This is a genomic window from Streptomyces sp. NPDC033229, assembly GCF_055576875.1.
The window spans coordinates 34,388-52,820 of record NZ_JBVIQR010000036.1 but is presented as its reverse complement, the minus strand read 5'-3'; the positions used below and the strand labels follow the sequence as shown (position 1 = coordinate 52,820).

Below are 18,433 nucleotides of genomic sequence, written 5' to 3'. Positions count from 1 at the left end.
AACTGCGACCTTGTCCGAGCAGTTCAGAGGGTGGCGAGCATGCTGCCGTCGGCTTCGACGGTGCGTCACAGGGTGCTCCTGCCTGCTGCTGCTCGTGATATTGGCCGCTCCCGTGCGTCCCGTGTCGCCAGGCCGGGACCACCGCTGGCGCAACAAGTGCCGTAGGGCGGCCTCCATTACTGGTGTCGTCAGCGCACTTCGTCGGTCTCGGCTTGACTCCTCACGGCAGTCAGTAGCCGCTGCCATGGGCGAAGGGCGGCCCCGCACGTTCAATGGGCGGGGCCGCAGTCATTGGTGACAGATGGACCAGGTTTTACCGGGTGTAGGTGATCTTCAACTGAGGCGGGTTGGCCTGCCCCACACCGTGCGCGCGCCCGTAGTAAGTGTCAGAGGTGGAGTTCGGATCCAGAGCGATGCCCCGTGTCTTGGCCGGGTCGAAGAGGCCGGTGATGTCGACCCACTTGCCTTCGTTGCGGCCCCAGCTCATGGACTTCGAGGCGCTGTTGCTGGAGAACGACGATGGCCGCGATCCGTGCCCGTGAGTCTTGATCACGGCCGTGCCGCCGCTGGAGCTGTACCAGTGATCGAAGTACAGGTAGAGCTCGACCTTCTGGATGGTCGCGCAGGACAGGTCCTTGGCCACGTCAGTAGGGAAGCCGGCCAGGGCAGCCAGGGTTCCGTGGTTCTCGGAGTAGTAGCCCTGCATAAGCTTCTCGCCGTAGAAGTCGGAGTAGCCGGAGCGCCGGTCGTACGAGCCGGACCACGTGGCCGCGTACGTCTTGGTGTACTGCTGCGGGACCGGCTTCGGGTCCGGCTTGGAGCCGCCGCCAGAGGCGCCGCCGGTGTTGTATCCGCCGGTCTCGGGCAGCTTCGGGCCCACGTCCTCGACGTACAGGACCCCGGGGAAGGATTCTCCGCCGATCATCTTCACGGACTGGCCGCTCGGTCCCTCCCTGTTGTCGAAGGTGATTAGCAGCCGGTGCTTGCCTGCCCCGAGAGTCTCGCCGGAGGTGGTCAGTTCCAGGCGGACCCGCTGCCATGCCCCGGTGCGCACGAGCTGGTGCATGGCGCTTTGGATCTGCGGGGAGCGCAGATCCGGGGCCCCGGGGCCGCCGTCGCGCAGGCGAAGGCGCAGTTCGCCGCCGGTTACGGACGGCATGGTGTGCGCGTCGAAGATGATGCGGTACTCGCGGTCGGGGTCGGCGTCGAAAGCAAGCTCTACCCAGCCGATCTCGTTGCTGGCCGTGCTGAGGGTGCTCGTCTGCCGGTTGATGGCCACAATGCCCCGTGGAAGGCGGTCGAGGATGGTCTGGAGGTCGTCGCCCCGCCAGGTGAGCTTTTCGGCGACCGCGAGGGACTGGAAGCCGGCCGCCCCGTTCTCGCTGATGGAGGCCACGGACGTGCCGTCGTGGCTGGTGAGGGAGAGGTAGTTCGGTGCGCCGGTGACGAGGGAGATGACCTGCTCGCCCTGGCCGTCGTACAGCCGCACGCCGTCCGGGGCGATCTCGGCCCGCTCGCCGGTGACGGCGCTGGTCATGACCGACCGGCACTCGGCGTTGTCGAATGACACCTGCCCGGCCGTTCCTGTGCCTCCCAGACGGGCCTCGGCGCGAACGGCGCCCTCGGGGGCGCGTACCTTGCCCGTGATCCGCCGCCAGCCGCCATCGCCCTTCGGCTGGGGCGCCTCGACGGAGCCGGTGCCGACGATCTTGCCCGTCGCGTCCTTCCACACCAGGGACATGGCCACGCTGTCGCCGGTCCAGGTCTTCGAGCAGCGGTAGTGGACACCGAGCCAGTACAGATCGCCCGGGTTTACGGGGAACGGGTCGTAGGGCAGCCATCGCGGTTCGCCCGCGCGGGTGTCGATGGTCAGGCAGCACGGCGAGTCGTGGCCGCCCGCCTCGATGTGCGCCCACGGCAGGCCGAGCTCGGTGATGCGGGATTCGATGCCCCCGGTCTCGAAGCCAGGGTCTATGAGCAGGTTGCCGGTGCTGCCGATGCTGAGCTTGTCGGCGGTGATGGCCCCGGCGGCGATGTCGGCGGTGCCGGTCTGACGGGGCTCGCCCGCGACGGCGGCGGTGGCGGGGCTGGTGGCGCCGGACAGGGAGCGGGTACGCAGCCGCACCCACCACTGCTGGTAGCCGAGCGGCACGGTGACGTGGCCGCCCTGCGCCGTCTCGATGGTCCCGCGCAGCGTCGACGCGTCGGGCTCGAACCCCTCGTCGGGGCCGACGTGGACCTCGACGCGGGCGAAGTCCAGGGGGGAGACTGCGCCGCCCGCGAACTTGCCGTCCCAGGTGACGACGAGGGAGCCCATGGCCGGGGCCACGGTCGGCTGGGCGGGGGTGGGCGGGGTGGGGCCGTTGACGACGGTGACGCCGCTGGTGCCGTCCGGCTGCTGGCCGACGAGGGCGCGCAGGGAGCCCTGGTCGTCGTAGACCTGGAGGGTGGCGTCTTCGAGGGAGGCGCTGGCGAGCTTGGGGGCGCGGAGGGCGGAGTCGACCTGCTTCTCCAGGCGGGCGATCCGGCTGCCTATGTCTTCAGGCACGGGGTGGTTCTTCTTTCGGTGGGGGAGGGTTATGCGGTGAGCCCGTAGTGGTAGGACTCGGCCGGGGTGAGGGTGAGCGTGGCGCTCTCCCCGCCCGGGGTATCGGGGTGGACGGTCCAGCCGGTGATGCGGCACCAGCCGGAGAAGTCGGTCCACTGGTCGCGGACGGTGACCCGCACGTCGTCGCCGATTTGCCAGGAGCCGATCGGGGCTGCCGGGTGGTCGCGGACGGTGATCTGGTCGACGGTCCCCATGACCTGCCGCCAGGCCCGCTCGGCACGGGCCCGCTCGGCGAGCACATCGGTGCCGCGCACCTGGGGCAGGTCCAGGACCTTCTCCTGGCGCAGCCGGCCGTTGCGGACCGCGTCCGTCGATCGCTGCTTGGCGCGGCCTTCGCCGATGCCGGTGGCGATGACGACCTGCGCGTACTCATCCGCGTCGTAGGTCACCGGCACGCTGTGGGTGATGTTGATGCCGGTGGAGAAGTGGATGTCGGTGCGCCGGGCGCCGAGGCGGGGGTAGCCGAGTTCGATGCGGCGCACGGGCCGGTGCTGGTCGTCCCACTGGACGGTGCACGTGTAGTCGGGCGAGTCCGCGGCCTTGAAGAGGTTGTCGAAGGCGTCGCCGAGGTTCGGGGTCTCCCACCAGCGGGAGTGCCAGGGCTCCGCAGGAGTGCCGGTCTGGGCCTTCGACGTGGTGGCGTCGACCGTGATGCCGAGGTCACCGTCGGGGATGGACTGGGCGTAGGACACGATGTCCCGTGCGATCTGGCAGGGGTCGGCCCGCACGTACGGGCCGCGCCCGCCGAGTTCCCCGTCGAGGTCGTACCGGCGGTGCAAGTAGGAAGTCCAGCTGGCTGCTTCGACCTTGAGGGTGTCGCCGTCGGGCTCGGCCTGCCAGATGATCCCTCCCCAGCGCAGCAGCCCGTCCCGCTCCACGTAGATCAAGGTCGTGCCCGGGTCGACGAGGTCGATGGCGGTGTGGGCGAGCCGGGGGGACAGCTCGCCGCGCAGGTGCCCGGGGCCGCTGAGCTGCGGCCCGAACTCCACACCGGTCAGGGGCAGGCTGAGTGTGCGCCACTGGCCGGTCAGGGCGTTCTGGGTGAGGTACCGGTAGGTCACCTCACACCGGGCCCTCGGTGAACTCCAGGTCCAGCACGATGCTGGTCCCCTCGTCGACCTGGAGGTGGCCCTTGAACTTCGGGGTGAGCTGCGTCTGGACGAACAGGGGCTGCGTGGTGCCCCGGTACTCGGCCGGGATGGTGATGGTGTCGGCGATGACCGTGGTGGTGCGGCGGACATCGCTCTGGTCGTCATCGATGGTGGTGTCCTGGCCCTCGTGCGAGCCCAGCACGGTCTGGAACGCCCCGTAGGCGGGGTCACCTTCGATGCGCAGGCCGGCGAGGGTCACCAGGACGATCGCCTTCGTGGCCCATCCCGGCACGGGCACCATCCACCGGGCGGCAGACGGCCAGTCCGCGTACTTGTCGTTGGTCTGCTTGAGCTGGTTCGGGGGCCCGGGGTAGACGGTGTTCAGGGTGCGCACCCGCCGGGGGTTCGCGACCGTCCGAACGTCGGTGATCATCCCGGCGGTGATCGCCCCGGTACGCGCGGGGATGTCGATGCGGGCGATGGCGATGCCGGTGATGCCCGCCGGCGGGGCCGTGGCCGTGGAGCCCACGTTCGGGATGACCTCGAAAACGTTGATCTTGTCCTTCGCCGGGTCCAGGCCGCCCTCGTACTCGGGATCGATGACGCGGAGCACGACCAGGTCGGAACGCGGAGTCGCCCCGGCCGGTGAGATGGCCACGATCTCCTGGCCAATGTTGTAGGCACTGTAGGAGCCCTGCCACAGGGCCGCGCGGCCCCGGATGATGGCCGCGCCTTCGCCGACTACGACCCCAGCGCCCGGTGTGGGAAGCGGGGCCACCTTCAGGTCAGGGCCCTCGCTGATGCCCTCACCTCCCTGCGCGAGGGAACGCAGCATCATGCGGAAAGTCTGGGCGGAATGGGACGCGCCGGTGGTGAGCAGCGGCGCCTGGGCCAACGTCACGAGCAATCTCCAAGCGAAAATGAAAGGGTGGGAAGAAGGGGAATCGGGGCGGGTTACAGGGCCCGGTAGGCGTCGCGCCATGTCACGGCCAGCCGGCTCGACCCTGTCGGATCGGTGGCCGACCACCGGATCTCGCTGCGCCCTGGCGGAAGGTCGAAGGCTCCGAGGTCGGAGTCCGCGGTGAGGAGCACGGCGCCTCCGTTCTCGCGCTCGACGTGCCGCTGTCCGGGGCGGGTGTCGATGCGGGCCCACTGGCCTTCCTCGAGCGCCACGTTGAGCTGGAGGGGCCGCCCGGTGGTCACCTGAGTGATTCGGGGGTTCGCGCAGGGCCCGTGGACGGTGATCACTGGCCAGGCAGGCACGTCGCCGCCGTTGGTGACCCAGCCGGGCCGCCGCTGTCCGCCGGTCTCCCCGCTGGAGACCCGGATCGGTGCCTGCACGGGGGCAGTGAAGCCACCGGAGGAGAGCCAGCCCAGCCGGAGCTGCACCTGCTGCTCGTTGTCCGCGTAGAACCGGGGGTCGGTGGCCACGAACTCGATGTCGAGCGGCACCCAGCCGAAGGGCGCCTTCGACCACTCCGGATCGACCTTCCGCAGCCGCCCGAACAGCACCTTCACAGGAGAGCCGGGCCACTTGATGTGCAGCGGGGCGACCGCGCCGCCGACGGTGCGTACCGCCGGGTCGTCGGCCACAGCCTGGAGTCTGGCCAGCACGGCGCGGGCCGCCGCCGGGTCGCCTGGCGTCTTGATGCCGCAGTCGATCCGGATCTTCCGCTCGCCGTACCAGTCCGGGGCTGCCCACACGCCATCGGCGCCGGGCTGGTCGGTCAGCTCTCCGCGCCCGTCGGGGCGCCCGAGTCCTTCGATCTCGGCGATCGGGATCGACGTGCCGTGGCCGAGGAGGACGCCGCCGAGGTCGAGCTGCCAGTCCTTGAGGTCGATTCCGGTCATCGGAGCACCCCGCCCCGCTTCGCCCGCCGCACCTGGTAGGCGACCGCCGAAGCGATCCCCTCCGGTGTCGCCGAGGACCGGCTGACGTTGATCGTCTGCGTGCCGATCGCGGGGGCCTGATGCACCACCACGACCTGCGTACGCCCGCCAGCCGCGTCCACCAGGCGCTTCGGCGCGACGGCCAGACCGAAGCGATCAGCTACCGAACCGAGCACGGCAGTGGACCGCGCCCGCTTCGCCGGGCCGAGGGGCAGGTACGCCTCGCCGCCCGTGGACCGCTCGGCGAACTTGATCAGCCCGTCCCGGCCCGGGGGACTGCTGTAGATGCCGGGTTCCCACAGGCCACCGTCCGCGTAGGCCTTTCCGGCGTTGGCCTTGATCAGGTCGTTGATGAACCGGTCCGCCTTGGTCCCGGAGCCCTTGAGGTACTCCTTGCCCGCGTTTGCCACCTCGATGAGCCGGTCCTCCTCCAAGCCCGTCGCATCGGCGACCGCGTGGATCCCGAGGCCCGGTTTCAGCGCGCCGAGGACCTTGAGTAGGTCCGTCAGCTGCTCGCTGTCGAGAACGCGGCCCGCGGCCTTCGCCGAGTCGTTCGCACGCTGGGCCTGGCCACGGTCCCGGGCTGCCTGAGAGGCGATGGCCTTGGCGTTGTCGTCGCCCTGCGCGGCGAGGCGCGAGGCGAGTTCACCGAAGCCGCTGTTGGCGAGCTGGGCCAGGTTGCGCTGGAACTCCTCGCTGCTCTTGGCCGCGCCTGCCAGCTTGTCGCCGTAGTCGACCAGGGCGCTCTTCGCCGTACCGGCGAGGCGCCGCAGGCTCTCGGCCATCTCATCGACGTACTTGCCGCTGCCGGACGCCATCTTCTTTACGAAGCCGACGGAGTCCGCACCCATCTGCTCCAGCGCGCCCGACACGTCGCCGCCGGCCCGTCGGGAGATCGTCGCCAGGTTCTTGCGCCATTGCTCGGCTGTCCGTGCGGACTTGTTGAGGTTCTTCTCGAAGAGGCCGAGGTCGAACTTTTCGTTGTCGCCGTCCTTCTTCGTCGATTTCGACGCGATGTCGGAGACCGTGAACAGTTGAGCACCGGAGGTGGGGTTGTAACTCCAGTCGGACAGACCTCCGTTCGCGTGGTAGACGACTTCACCACCGAAGCGTCGGGCGACCTCGCCCAGGATGGCTTTCGACCGTGTCCGCTTACTAGGGGACAAAGGGAGATAAGCCTCCCCGCCGGTCTCGTCCTCCGCCCACACACGCCACGTTCCGGCTTTGGCGATCTGCGCGACGTGATTCTCACGGACGCCGCCGTCGGCATAGAACTCCAGGACTCCACCGTCAGCTTCAGCCTTACCGAATCGGTAACCGTCCGCGTAGGGGCCGTAGGTGTTCTCCCGGACGGAGTTCAGGTATTCGGTCTTGAAGATCGAGATCGTGACAGTCTTGTCCTGAATCCCGGCGATGGCGCTCTGAATTGCACCGGCCTGACTGGTCGGCGTCCCAGTCGGTACGGAGACAGTGACTTCCTTGCCATGAATCTCGGTGATCTTGAACCCGAGGGCCTCGACTTGGTCGCGGGCCTCTTGGGTCGGAGCGGAGATCGTCACCGTCTTGCCGTGAGTGGCCGAGATCTTCCCCCGCAGCTCTTCCAGGCTGGCGATGGCGCTTGCCGCGTTGGTGGATACTGCGACGTGCTTGGAGCCGGGGGTGGCCGAGATCTTGGAGATCAGGGCGTCCAGGTTCGACCGGGCCGCGTCGGTCGGAACAGTGACCTGAACCTGGCGGTCCTTGAGGTCCTTGATCTTGAAGCCGAGGGATTCGAGTTTGGCCCTCGCATCGTTATCGAGCGCCGAGAGCGTGATCGTCTTCTGGTCCGGGTACGCCTTCAGCTGCTGCTGGACCGCCATGAGCTGGGCCATGACCGGCTCCATGCCGGCCGTCTGGAGCAGGATGGACACCTGGCTCGGCACGAGACCCGCTGCGTCCGCGAGCTTCGTGGCCTCATCAGCCTGAAGCCCGTAGCCCTGGGCGGTGGCGATGGCCGCCTCACGGGCCTTCGCCATCTGAGCCTGGGCAGCTTGCAGCGACTCGGGGACTGTTTTGCCCTGCGTCTGCGCGTACTGGTACGCGGCCAGCGACGCTTCCGCCGAGGTTGTGGACAGCCCCTGGAGCATGTCGTAGAGGCGCTGGCCGTTGCGCGTGACCGTGGACAGCGAGCCGTCGACGTTCAGGAGGGTCTTGCCGTACCCCTCTGCCTGGTCCAAGCCGCCCTTGAACGACTCCCGCGCGTCGCTGATCGACTTGTTCATGCGCGCCTCGGCTGCGGACAGGTTCACGCTGCCGCCCGCCAGGACGTTGAGTGCGTCATGGAGCGCGCGGGCACGGGAGTCGGCGTCGGCAGTGGTGTCCGACAGACGCCGCATCGCGTCACTGAACTGCCCAAAGGGGCCAACGGCGTTGGCCGCGCCTTTTCCGCTGGAGCCGAGGGCGTCCGAGACGTTCTTGGCATCCTTCACGGCCTGCGACATCTCGCCCTTGACCGACCCCAGCGCCGTGGCGGCTCTCGCCGCCGCGACGCCTTGGTTGGTGAGAACTTTGGAGGCGCCAGCCGCGTTGACCTGCATGAATTCGTGCTCTTTGGCAGTGGCCTTGAGGCGACCTTGGAGGTTGCCCAGGCCGTCACCCTCGGAGAGGTAGGCGTCGGTCAGTTCCCTGACGCTCACGCCGGCCTTGCCCATGACGTCGACGAGCCTCTTCTTGCCGTCGAAGACCTTGGTCTCCATGAGGTTCTGCACGGCGGCGGCGCGGACGCCGTCGGTCACTGCCCCGTTAGACTCACGGAGGGCCTGGGTGAGGCTGCTGATGCGTGACTGGTGCTCGGCGGCAGCCTGGGCCGCCTTCTGCTGGTGGCTGGCGAACAGGGACAAACCCACGCCGGCCGCTGCCAAGGCTGCGCCCCAGGGCCCGCCGAGTACACCAATAAGCCCGCGGGCGGCGCCGCCGACGCCTGCTCCCACGGCGCGTGCGAAGCCGGTGGCCGGAGTGGAGGCAGAGCGGAATGCCGCCGCCATCTGCCCGACCATCGGTATGCGGGTCTGGAGGACCGCGAGGGCCTGTCCGACCCGGCCGATGGACTGGCCCGATGCGGCAGCCAGTGACGCCTGTACCCGCATCTGATCGCCGAAGGAACGAAACGCCCCGGTGACAGGCCCGGAAACGTTTCTGCCAAGGCCAAGAAGCATGGGGTTGAGGCGGGACATCAGCATCAGCGAGGTGACCGCCGTCTGCACTGGCCCCGGCAGGGCCGCGAAGGCGTTCACGAGCCCGGCGACGACTTGCCCGATCGGGCGCAGCACTGCGGACATCGCCCCCAGGGCCGACAGCGCCAGGTTCGCGGCGAGTGTCAGGCCGCCCAGCGCGCTGGATGCCCCTCCTCCGCCGCTGCTGAGTTCGGAGAGCGCGCGACCGATCGGGGACAGGGCGGCGCCGAGGCTCCGCAGAACCTCCATGGCAGCGCGGCCCGCATTGACGAGGACGCTGACGCCGGAGGCGGCGGCATTGAAGGCGGTCTCCTTGGCGGGCTGGCCGAGCCCGCTGAAGGAGCTTTTGACCTGCGCCCACCCCCGTGAAATGGCGGAGGAGGTGCGTGGCCCCAGGAGCCTGACCAGGTTCTGGCCGTAGGTGAGGGCGTTGGCCAGATGGGGCGTGGCCTTCGCCAGGCCCGAAGTTGCTAACCTGGTGATTTTCTCCAGGCCGGGCGCGGCCGCGGTGTAGAGCGTTTGACCGGTGTTCTTCGCCTGCGTTTTGAGCTGGGTGACCGCGCCAGCCAGGCCCTTGGTCTGCGACGCGGCGATCTCGCCCGCTGCGCCGGTCCGCGCCACGGCGGACCTCATCGTGTCGAACGCGGAGGCGCCCTGGTGAGCCAGGGCAGCGGCGCCCGCCAGGGCAGGCTTTCCGACGACCTTGGCCAGCGATCCCAGAAAGTCCTTCTGGGACATCTTGTGCTCGGCCTGCTCGAAGCCTTCGATGACCGTGCGGAGGCCCTTGAAATTTCCCTGGGCGTCCCATGCCTCGATGCCCATCTCACGCAGGCCGTCCCGCATTTGCGAGGTGGGCTTCGCGAGGTTGGTGAGCATCCCCCGCAGCGACGTGCCCGCCTTGGAGCCCAGGATTCCCGAGCGGGCGAGCATCGCCACGGCCGCCGCCGTGTCCTCCAGGGAGACCCCGAGAGAGTTGGCGACGGGGCCCGTGTAGGACATCGCCGTGTAGATGTCCTGAAGACCACCGGATGCCGCATTCGCTCCGGCGGCGAGGATGTCAGCGGCGCGCCCAGCATGGTTCGAGCTGAGCCCGAACTGGTCCATGACGTCACCCAAATACCGGGCGGCGTCGGCGGCGGAGAGGTTGTCTGCCGCTGCGAGCTGCATCGCGGCCCGGGCGTTGGCGATCGACGAGGTACTGGTCTGGCCAGCCTTCGCCAACTCCAGCATCGCTTCCGCCGCTTTCGCGGCAGACGTGCCAGGGATCTTCAGGTCCGCACCGAGCTGCCGTGCTTTGCCAGCGGCCTGGATCATCTCGGAGCCGGAAGCCCCGGTGACCGCCCCCCATTTGTTGATCGACCTCTGGTACTCGTTGCCTTCCTTGGCGATCTCCGCGAGGCCGGCGACGATGCCGCCGCCGACGACGAGGTTGCGCAGGTGGTGCATCTCCTGCCGGGCAGACAGCACGCCGTGCCGCAGCCGAGACATGGACGTGTACCCGTCCGCGCCCGCCCGGCGCAGACCTGCGCCCGCGCTGGCCGACTGGCGGCCGAGGTCCCGCAGACCGTTGGATGCCGTCCGGGCGCCCGCACCGACCCGCGTCAGCCGCTGAGTGGTGCTCTGGACGGCGCGGTCGAGCGACCGCATCGCCTGCGCGGCCTGCCGGACGGAGGAAAGCAGTTGTGCCGCGTCAGCACGCATCTGCACGCTGAGCGTGTAATTCGACACCGGAGCCGGCGCCCGTTCTCCCCCGCGCCCGGCCTAGCTAGCGCCCCTTCTCCCACACCTCCCTCGGCACCAAGCCGATCCGCACGCCGTAGCCGTCCGGGCCGTCCGGCACCTGGTCCTGCTCCCAGGCGATCAGCTCACAGCCCACACACCGGACCGTCGTCGTGACGTACGCGTACCGGTCACCGCCCGCGGACTCGTCCCACTCCGCCGCCCGCGTCCCGCACTGCCCGCACGTTTGCCGTCGGTACGCGCCGTACGCCAGGGCTTTGGCGCGGTCTGCTTCTGTCCAGCGGCCGTCACCAGCGCCGAGGAAGAAGGAGTGCGGGATGCGATATCGGTCGCACAGCTCCAGCTCCTCCCGGAGTCGAAGATCAGCGATCAGTCTTTTCCCACCTCCTCCACGCTGGCGTGGGCCACCTGCTGCACCTGCCACGCCGCCTGGAAGAGGCTGTTGGCGTCAGCGATCGGCCAGGCATCGAGGAGGTCCTGCGCGTCCTGCTCACTCATGCCGTCGACCTCCTGGCCCTGCTCGTCCCGCTCGATGTGGGCAGCGGCGATCAGCGCGGCCGGGAAGAGCTCCGGGTTCCAGGCGTCGCCCTCTTCGGCCTGTGCCTCGGTGGGCGGGAAGCGCCTGATGAGAGCGTCGATGGCCGGTCGGGGCAGGGCCCGGAAGCGCAGGGTGATGGCCGCCTCGTCGTAGAGGGCCTGGGCAGCAGCGAGGTCGTCCTCGGCGCTGCGGGTCTCGTCGCTGGTGGACCGGCCGGAAGCGGCGTCGGCATGGCGGCACGCGGCGAGGTGCGCCTTGGCGTCGTCCAGGCAGCGGCGCGCGCTCTGGTCGTCGCAGATGGTCAGCACCCGCTCGGGGAGGGCGCGGGCGCGAAGGCGAGCCATCTTCGCGGCCCAGTGGGCATCGCGGCCGACAGCCTTAACGGGGGAATCGGTGGGGGAAGGGCGGGACACTCGGGCTCCAGAAATACGGAAGAGAAGAGGGCCCGGCCGGAGCGAGCAACAACGCGTCTGACGGAAGGGAAGGTGAGCGCGCCATGCGGGACGCCCGGCCGGGCAGCTGTGGGGGCTGGCCTGCCGGGGCTACTGCTTGTCGGTGGTCTTCGGCGGGACCACCGGGTCAGCGGCCGGCACGGGCGCGTCCTGCACCGGCTTCTCCGTGATGGAGAAGCTGACCGTGAATTTGGCGGCCTCGTTATCGGTGCTGTAGTTCGGCGAGCGGCTGCCGATGCGCACCGGGAAGACGTCCATGCTCCTGTTGAGGGGCACGTCTCCCTTGCGCAAAAACACGACCCAGCCGGTGGCGTCCTTGGTCAGCAGCTGCTCGATCTCGTCGCTGATCTTGTCCTCGTAGAAGCCGAGGCTGCTGTCGTCCGCCTCGTCCACGCCGGGGATCTTCGTCTCGAACGTCGACCCGAGGTCTGGGGTCTCGATGGCCTTGTTCGACAGGCTCCAGCCGTCGATCGCGGCGATGGCGTTGGTGAGGTCAATGCCGGCCGTCAGCTCAGGCCGGGTGGGGATGTGGCCGGGGTTGGCGACCTGGGTCAGCCACAGGACCCGGGTCACGCCACGGCGCGAGTACTTCTTTACCTGCAAGGCTTGCTGTCCGATTCCAGGGACGGCAGCCATGCGCGGGGAATGAAGCGGGTGGCCCCGTCCCTCGACGATGCGTCGGGGAACCAGCCCGTGCCACTAGGTGGCCGGGAGTCCGCGCGGGGCCTCCGCGGTGAGGATGCGGGCCGAGGTCAGCCAGGGCAACAGTGACCTCGTCCACCGCATGCTGATCACCATACTGCTACCCGCGTGCTGGGCACTGGGGGCACCTACGACCAGAGCCTGCCGAGGACAGTCTCTGGCCGACAGACCGAGCGAGTCACGGGCTTCGTCTGGATCAGACAGGAGCCGCAGAGCCTCATGGTCGGTGATCACCTGTTGGGAGTGCGCACCCTGGGCGCAGTCCAGCCGGTGTACGACCAGGTCGGGCCCGTTAGAGAACGGCGCCTCCGACACCCGCCACCGTTTGCGTGCATCGGACGCTGGCGGGTCGAGTGCGCCGTAGTCCTGACCGGGCAAGGGCTGCACCAAGGGGTGCGGGGCGCAGAAGCGGACCTGCCGGACCTGTTGTACGGGCCCGTGCGGGATGTCGACGCGGTCGGGGACCTCGAGGAGGAGGCGTACCACCAGATGCCGTGCCGGTCTCGCCGTCGCCGGGACACCCGCACGTCGATGATCTGTCCGTCCGGCAGGCTCGCCGTGGCGTACGGCAAACCCGCCACGGGTTGTGACCGGCCACCGTAGGTTGCGAATGATTTTTACGGCCTATCAAGTCCGGCGTCAGGCGGGTCGTACTTGTTTGCGAGCGTGGGTCACAAGAGCTTGCGAGCGGGTGGGGTGAATAGGTCACCAGCCGTGACGTCCGGATTTCCGGTGGTTCTATCGCTGGGTGCCCCGCGTGGCCAAGGCGTTCTGAAGCTGCAGACGCACTGGCGCTGAGTAGCTCTCGACCATGGTCATTGCCCTGGCGCCGCCCCAGCGAGGGTGGTGCCGGCTTGGCGCGTGGGCCAGCAGCTCAGTGAGTTGTGTTCTGAGGGCGGGGGCGGGCGGGCGTAGACACTGGCGGGCCACGGTTGGCAGGGCTGCTGTTGCCGGCGCGGACTGCGGAATGAGCCGCCAGGACGTGTCGAGCCGGGGTGGTCCCTTGACCTGGGGCTCACGGCGCCTGATCACGGTGTTCTGCGCGTCGTGGTGATCGCCGAAGGCATCGAGCAGTCCGGTCGGCGCCGTGATCCCGGGGTGATGCGGCCACGCAGCCGAGACGACTGTGGCCAGGAGGCTCAGGTCGGCCCTGTCGCCTGGGCGCCTGGCCCGCCCCACCGGCGGCCGACTCCTGCGCGTCTGGCCAGTTGGAGGGGGCTGTCGTCGAGCCGGTGACCGAGGCGGAGAAGGAAGCCGAACAGGCTCTCGTCGGGGAGCGGGACCAGGCTGCGGGGTCAGCGGGGATGGGCCGGGGGGCTGGCGAACCGCTCCCGTTCGGCGAAGGGAAGTACCGGGGGCTCGGTCCGCCTCAGATGCGAGTCTGCTTGACCACCGTCAAAACAGCCCGGAAGCCCAGCCTTGCCAGTGCCGAGTGCCAGCAGCCAGCCCGGCGAGCCCGAGGCTCGTGCTAGACCAAGTTGTGGACGAGCTGCCGGACGAAGCCGGCCTCGCAGTCATTGGTGCAGCCCTTCTTGTACTCGTAGTAGGCCTGGATGAACTCCTCAGGGGCTTCGTGGCCGAAGATGTCGGCAGGGTCCGCTGACACGGAGATTTTGGTATCGGATTCTTCGGCGGCCTGAGCAGGCACCGCCAGCGTCCCGAGTACGGCACCGGCAAGGACAGCGGATACGACGATGCGCCGCGCAATGATCTTCATACCGGTCTAACGCCCACTTCGCCGAGTGGTTACGGCCCACGGTAGGCCGCTGGCCTGCTACTGCAGTCCGCTTCTGAGCTTGGCACCCAAGCTCAGAAGCAGGTACCTAGTCGATCATCACTCTCCGTAGCAGTGCGGCTGCATGGCGGCTCGCTCACAAAGAACGGCGCCCATCCGCAAACTGTGCTGGCCTGCCCGCGGCACGGCCACTGTCACACGGGTACCTGTTCGCCATCCATGTGTCGAATTCTAGTTCGATATCGCTGGTCGGCTCACCTGCCTCGAATTCGTCGCCGGGTGATCAAGGTGACGGGGCCACGGTGTCCACCAGTACCCGAAGCATCCTCAGGGCTGCGTCCGTGTCGGCACCTGTGGTCTCGGCCACGGTCGCGGCGGGGAGAAGGACAGCGACCAGCCGCCCGGCCATGACGGCAGGCGGCTGCTCGCGGAGGGCGGACCGGAGCCAGTGCGAATCCCACTGTCCTCGGGCCAGGCCGTCAGCCAGGTGTTGCTCGGCCGCACTGGGCTGCCATGCGCCCTGGCGGAGGTCTGTCAGCAGGTTGGAGGCGTCGCGCCGGACGGCTTCAGCTAGGAATGCGGCCACGGTCCGGCAGCGAGACGCCCGCCTCGCGGTCACGGGGCGGGCGGTCGGCGGGAAGCTTTAGCCCGTGGGCCCCTGTTCTCTGGCGGCCTTTTTCACGGCCATCTCCAGCTCGTACCGTCCCATTGTGGCGGCGGCGGGGTGCTGCTCCCGTGTCCTGCGGACCTCTTCGGCGGCCGCAGCCCACGCCTTCCATTGTGCCTGGTAGGCGGCGTGCTGCTCTTCCGTCCAGGACAGGGTGGGGCGGCCGTACTCGTCCTGAAGAGCCCTGAGCTTTTCAAATTCCGCGTTAGCAGCCCGCTGTAGAGCAATCAGCTCATCCAGGGCATCAGGGGTGTTTTTCTCGTCAGGCACATAGGCGATTTTAAGCCTGCTGTGCATGGTCATTCGCCAAGGCAAGGTTCCCGCGACGAGCGTGCCTTTGCCCGTAGGAGATGAGGGTGCAGGTCAGGCGCTGGCACTCAGCTCGTACTGTTGGATGCAGGTCACCACGCCGTCGTTGGCTGATGACAGGTCGGTGCCTTCATCGGCCAGAAGCGTGCGCGCCCACACCTCGCCCGATGGGAGTGGGATGGGATTGGTCCACTGGCCGCTGTCCGTACGGCCGAGGACGGCGCCGCGTACGCGGTCGGCGAGCCACTCCGCCTGGTCAGTACGGGCAGCCACCACCGTCACCTGAAAGACCAAGTGGGCATCCTCGGCCTGGTCCGCCAGGGGAGCGCCGCCTATCCGGCCGCCGAGCGGGTAGAGCACGAGGTAGGGGAGCGGTGTCGGCTGCCCACCCGACGTGGGGAGTGCCCCACGGCCGCACGGCTTTCCGACGGCCTCCTCCAGCATGGTCCTCACCGCTTCGGTGACGGCTGCGTGGGCGATCACTCGTTGCGTCCGTTGGTGAAGTCGGTACCCGCGAACCCCTCGATGCTGGCGGCGCCGTACCGGCACAGGCCCAGGGCGTCCCACTCGGTCAGGCCCGGGGTCGTAATGATCGTCAGGGTCCGTGCGCCGTCGTCGTCAAGGATCTCGGCGATTACCACGGCGCGGGAGAGCGTGCCCAGCTCGGCCTCGCCCAAGATCTCGGCCAAGGCTCCTTCGACGTCATAGGCCAGTTCGTTCACAGGGTGCTCCTTAGAGCCGATCCAAGGTCCCGGGTCAGTTCCGGCCCGGCCTGCTGGACGGCAGGACCCAGATGGGGAAATGGCGGCTGATGGAAAACGCGGCCCAGGCTGTCTGCTCCGGAGAAGCCGAACTCCAACCGCCTCGCCTGCGGCGCGCTGCTGCCGACCTCGGCGATGACCAGTGGGCCTGCGCCGGTTACTTCCGCCTGCCACGATGCCCTGTACCGGCCGGTGATCACATTCGGCCCCGGCCAACCGGAGGCATTCTGTTGCACGCGCTGCCGCAGACTCTGTGCGCTGTGGTGCATGGCTGTGCGGACGGCGGCGGTCGCGGCCACACCAGCTCGTTCCAGCGCCGCAGCGAGTGCCCCGGCGTCCGTGAAGGTGCCGCCGCTCACCGTGCCGCCTTCCGGTTGTGCTCTTCCAGCCACACGGTGCGCACCACCGGGAACGAGGAGACCTCTCCCATGGCGGCCACCTCGTAGGAACGGCCCACGGCCTGCGCGTCTCGGGCCTTCACCACGTGGGCTGTGTCGCCCTCCTGGAGCTCCGCCGCGGCCAGGGGCAGCATCATCCGGTACCCGGCGCGCACCTCTTCCACCCAGGCCCCTTCGTGCCCGCCGCGGCTTCGAATGCGCTCTTGCCCCCGGTACAGGCCGGCCTGGCCTGAGTGGATCACCTGCGGGGAAGAAGGGACGAGGTCGCCGGTGGTCGCGTCGAGAGCGTCTTCGCCAGTGCTGCGGGTGATCAGCACGGTGTCTGGCATGAGGTGCCGCTCGGCGAACGCGGCTATCGCTTGGGGATCAAGCACTGATCGCCCATTCGCGAAGCTGGGCCAGGGTGGCGCGCGTCAGTTCGCCCGGCTTCCCGTCGAGGTCGTCACGGGCAAGGATCGCGTCGTCGAGTTCCCGCCAGTCGATGGTGCGGATGAAGTCGACGACAACATGACGAAGGTCGGAGGGCTCTGCCATCACTTCGGCTATTCCCTCGAATTCCACACCCTTCCAGCCCGGCTGGACGTAGAGAGTTACCTCGGGATCGCCTTCTACCGTCTGGGCGATGCGGTATGCCTCTACACCGGAGGCCACGTCATGGCCGTCGATCTCAATGACGACGGGTTCGTCCGGGCGGGCGGCGACACGAACGTGGTGATGGTCAGTGCTTTTCATGGATCCGAGCCTAGGTGTGTGGAGATCACGCCCTGCGGGGTGTGAAGGCCCTGGCGAATGATGGGCAGAAAGGGGATGCCAGGGGGAGTTCGAAGGCCTCTGCCCGTTGAATGCAGCCTTGAACGGCTAGGCGGCAGCGCCGTGGGCGGCCTCGTACTGCTGGCGGATAGGTGAAGGGATGCGGCCTCGTGCCGGGACCTTGATCCTGCGGCGCTTGGCCCAGGTCCGAATGTCAGCGGCGCTCACCTCCGGGGTTACGGAGGTGAGGGGGCGGGGGCTGTCCTTCTTGGTGGACTTGGTCTTGCGGCCAGCCTCCAGGTACGGGGCGATAGCATTGCGCAGCACTTCGTAGGTATCGTCGCCCAGATCTACCTCGTACCGCTCGCCATCAATTACGAGCGTGCGCGTCCGAACACTGTCTCCACGCATTTCTGTGACGTCATCAATGAGGTATGTCTCAACACGCTTAGCCATGGGGTTTCCTTCCGTTCGGCTGAGACAGTACCCCGATATTTGCCGCCGATTTGCTGCTCTGTGGCTTTATGGGAACACCTGTAAAGATTGGTAAATCTCTGCGCGCGGTGGAGGATGGTGCACTGGTCCATGCTCGTTGACGAGCTCGCTAATCCACCCGGCCAGGAGCCTGCCAAAGTGTGCGCTCTACGTAGTCAGTACCTGCGATAGTGCGGGGCCTGGAAGGGCAGTTCCAGCCTGGGCGGGCTGGCCGCTGGGCCAGTACCCGCCACCCGGCGCCTCGGAGGCTAGCGCCGGTTTCGCCCTTCTGCGTATATGTGATCAGTCGCGTATAGCCGAGGGAACGCGCTACCCGCCAAGCTGCGCCGTACAACAGAGAGTTCGCGTTGCGGGCGCCGTCGGTGGCCGTACGTGTTACTTCCAGGGTGACCCCGTCGTCCAGGTGCCGGGCCACCGGGCGGCCGACTATCGCTACAGCCCTCAGCGTCCCCTGCTCGTCGGCCGCTCCCACGGCGAAGACCTGCCCGGGTGGAGGCTTGTGGTGCCGGTGCCACTGCTGGACGAACGCCGCTGCTTGCCGGAACCGCACCGGTACAAGGTGCAGGCGCTCGCCCGCTCGATCACTCACCAGCTGGCCACCAGTCGCAGGAGGCATCGGCGGGCCCCGGCTGTGATCACCCTCCCCCGGACGGGAGCGGGCCACCGGAGGGGCTGGTGACGGCGGTTGTGGACGGGGCACGTGGGCGTGTTCACCGGCGGCGCCGCGGGCAGAGGGTCACCGTGGTGAGCAGATCGCGGCCGGTGGCCGGGGCATCGTCGGGCGCGGTCTCGGCGGCCACGGTGGTGATGCGCCGCTCAAGGGCGGCGACGTTGGCCGACTGGTCCACTGTGACGACGCCGTTGACGCTGACCTTCAGTGGTTCGGCCAGCAGCTTTGACAGCCTCTCGTTGAGGACTTCGAGGGCGACGGCGCGTGCCGAGCGCAGCCGGGCGTACCGGGCGTGCAGGTCTGCGGGATCGGTGTCGGGGCCGAGCTGGGCGAGCATCCAGCTCATGACGTCGCTGTGCACAAGGAACTCCGGTGGGGAAAAGGGGGCGGCCGGGAGAAGCGCGTAGCTTCTCCC

General features: G+C 68.5%; 17 protein-coding genes. All 17 read right to left on the bottom strand.

All coding sequences use genetic code 11. The features are described 5' to 3' along the window. Positions 1-313 precede the first annotated feature (313 nt). Entirely contained in the window at positions 314-2,548 is a 2,235-nt protein-coding gene (locus ACZ53N_RS27405; protein ID WP_469143474.1) for a hypothetical protein, read from the bottom strand. Between the two features lie 29 nt (positions 2,549-2,577). Then, positions 2,578-3,669 carry a hypothetical protein gene (locus ACZ53N_RS27400; RefSeq protein WP_469143473.1) on the bottom strand — a complete coding sequence of 364 codons (1,092 nt, stop codon included), beginning with the start codon at positions 3,667-3,669 and terminating at the stop codon, positions 2,578-2,580. 1 nt (position 3,670) lies between these two features. Further along, on the bottom strand, positions 3,671-4,600 hold the full coding sequence (locus ACZ53N_RS27395; protein WP_469143472.1) for a hypothetical protein: 930 nt from the start codon (positions 4,598-4,600) through the stop codon (positions 3,671-3,673). A 53-nt stretch (positions 4,601-4,653) separates the two neighbouring features. Next, the gene (locus ACZ53N_RS27390) at positions 4,654-5,550 is read right to left on the bottom strand and encodes a phage distal tail protein (protein ID WP_469143471.1); all 897 of its coding nucleotides are present in this window, start codon (positions 5,548-5,550) and stop codon (positions 4,654-4,656) included. Further along, positions 5,547-10,502, bottom strand: coding sequence for a phage tail tape measure protein (locus ACZ53N_RS27385; RefSeq protein WP_469143502.1), 4,956 nt, complete (start codon positions 10,500-10,502; stop codon positions 5,547-5,549). The genes ACZ53N_RS27390 and ACZ53N_RS27385 overlap by 4 nt, the downstream gene beginning before the upstream one ends. A 408-nt stretch (positions 10,503-10,910) precedes the next feature. Beyond that, complete coding sequence (locus ACZ53N_RS27380; protein WP_469143470.1) at positions 10,911-11,423, bottom strand: hypothetical protein; 513 nt, start codon at positions 11,421-11,423, stop codon at positions 10,911-10,913. 198 nt (positions 11,424-11,621) lie between these two features. Then, the gene (locus ACZ53N_RS27375; protein WP_469143469.1) at positions 11,622-12,167 is read right to left on the bottom strand and encodes a phage tail tube protein; all 546 of its coding nucleotides are present in this window, start codon (positions 12,165-12,167) and stop codon (positions 11,622-11,624) included. Positions 12,168-13,701: 1,534 nt separating this feature from the next. Beyond that, entirely contained in the window at positions 13,702-13,839 is a 138-nt protein-coding gene (locus tag ACZ53N_RS27370; protein ID WP_469143468.1) for a hypothetical protein, read from the bottom strand. 772 nt (positions 13,840-14,611) lie between these two features. After that, entirely contained in the window at positions 14,612-14,938 is a 327-nt protein-coding gene (locus ACZ53N_RS27365; RefSeq protein WP_469143467.1) for a hypothetical protein, read from the bottom strand. 60 nt (positions 14,939-14,998) lie between these two features. After that, positions 14,999-15,427: a hypothetical protein gene (locus ACZ53N_RS27360; RefSeq protein WP_469143466.1), complete on the bottom strand. Its 429-nt coding sequence runs from the start codon at positions 15,425-15,427 to the stop codon at positions 14,999-15,001. Beyond that, complete coding sequence (locus ACZ53N_RS27355) at positions 15,424-15,666, bottom strand: hypothetical protein (protein ID WP_469143465.1); 243 nt, start codon at positions 15,664-15,666, stop codon at positions 15,424-15,426. Before ACZ53N_RS27355 ends, ACZ53N_RS27360 begins: the two co-directional genes overlap by 4 nt. Continuing rightward, positions 15,663-16,064: an HK97 gp10 family phage protein gene (locus ACZ53N_RS27350; protein ID WP_469143464.1), complete on the bottom strand. Its 402-nt coding sequence runs from the start codon at positions 16,062-16,064 to the stop codon at positions 15,663-15,665. The genes ACZ53N_RS27355 and ACZ53N_RS27350 overlap by 4 nt, the downstream gene beginning before the upstream one ends. Next, positions 16,061-16,477: a DUF6093 family protein gene (locus ACZ53N_RS27345; protein ID WP_469143463.1), complete on the bottom strand. Its 417-nt coding sequence runs from the start codon at positions 16,475-16,477 to the stop codon at positions 16,061-16,063. Before ACZ53N_RS27345 ends, ACZ53N_RS27350 begins: the two co-directional genes overlap by 4 nt. After that, positions 16,470-16,835 carry a hypothetical protein gene (locus ACZ53N_RS27340; protein ID WP_469143462.1) on the bottom strand — a complete coding sequence of 122 codons (366 nt, stop codon included), beginning with the start codon at positions 16,833-16,835 and terminating at the stop codon, positions 16,470-16,472. The genes ACZ53N_RS27345 and ACZ53N_RS27340 overlap by 8 nt, the downstream gene beginning before the upstream one ends. A 126-nt stretch (positions 16,836-16,961) precedes the next feature. Further along, positions 16,962-17,309 carry a histone-like nucleoid-structuring protein Lsr2 gene (locus ACZ53N_RS27335; RefSeq protein WP_469143461.1) on the bottom strand — a complete coding sequence of 116 codons (348 nt, stop codon included), beginning with the start codon at positions 17,307-17,309 and terminating at the stop codon, positions 16,962-16,964. A 148-nt stretch (positions 17,310-17,457) separates the two neighbouring features. Further along, positions 17,458-17,964 carry an XF1762 family protein gene (locus tag ACZ53N_RS27330; protein ID WP_469143460.1) on the bottom strand — a complete coding sequence of 169 codons (507 nt, stop codon included), beginning with the start codon at positions 17,962-17,964 and terminating at the stop codon, positions 17,458-17,460. Positions 17,965-18,058: 94 nt separating this feature from the next. Next, a complete protein-coding gene (locus ACZ53N_RS27325; protein ID WP_469143459.1) occupies positions 18,059-18,379 on the bottom strand; it encodes a hypothetical protein in 321 nt (106 codons plus the stop codon). Positions 18,380-18,433 lie beyond the last annotated feature (54 nt).

Excerpts from the sequence above, each read along its gene's own strand:
- ACZ53N_RS27390 (WP_469143471.1), bottom strand. The coding sequence starts at position 5,550 with ATGACCGGAATCGACCTCAAGGACTGGCAGCTCGACCTCGGCGGCGTC.
- ACZ53N_RS27385 (WP_469143502.1), bottom strand. The coding sequence starts at position 10,502 with ATGCGTGCTGACGCGGCACAACTGCTTTCCTCCGTCCGGCAGGCCGCG.
- ACZ53N_RS27380 (WP_469143470.1), bottom strand. The coding sequence starts at position 11,423 with ATGGCTCGCCTTCGCGCCCGCGCCCTCCCCGAGCGGGTGCTGACCATC.
- ACZ53N_RS27375 (WP_469143469.1), bottom strand. The coding sequence starts at position 12,167 with ATGGCTGCCGTCCCTGGAATCGGACAGCAAGCCTTGCAGGTAAAGAAG.
- ACZ53N_RS27365 (WP_469143467.1), bottom strand. The coding sequence starts at position 14,938 with ATGACCATGCACAGCAGGCTTAAAATCGCCTATGTGCCTGACGAGAAA.
- ACZ53N_RS27340 (WP_469143462.1), bottom strand. The coding sequence starts at position 16,835 with ATGAAAAGCACTGACCATCACCACGTTCGTGTCGCCGCCCGCCCGGAC.
- ACZ53N_RS27335 (WP_469143461.1), bottom strand. The coding sequence starts at position 17,309 with ATGGCTAAGCGTGTTGAGACATACCTCATTGATGACGTCACAGAAATG.
- ACZ53N_RS27330 (WP_469143460.1), bottom strand. The coding sequence starts at position 17,964 with ATGCCTCCTGCGACTGGTGGCCAGCTGGTGAGTGATCGAGCGGGCGAG.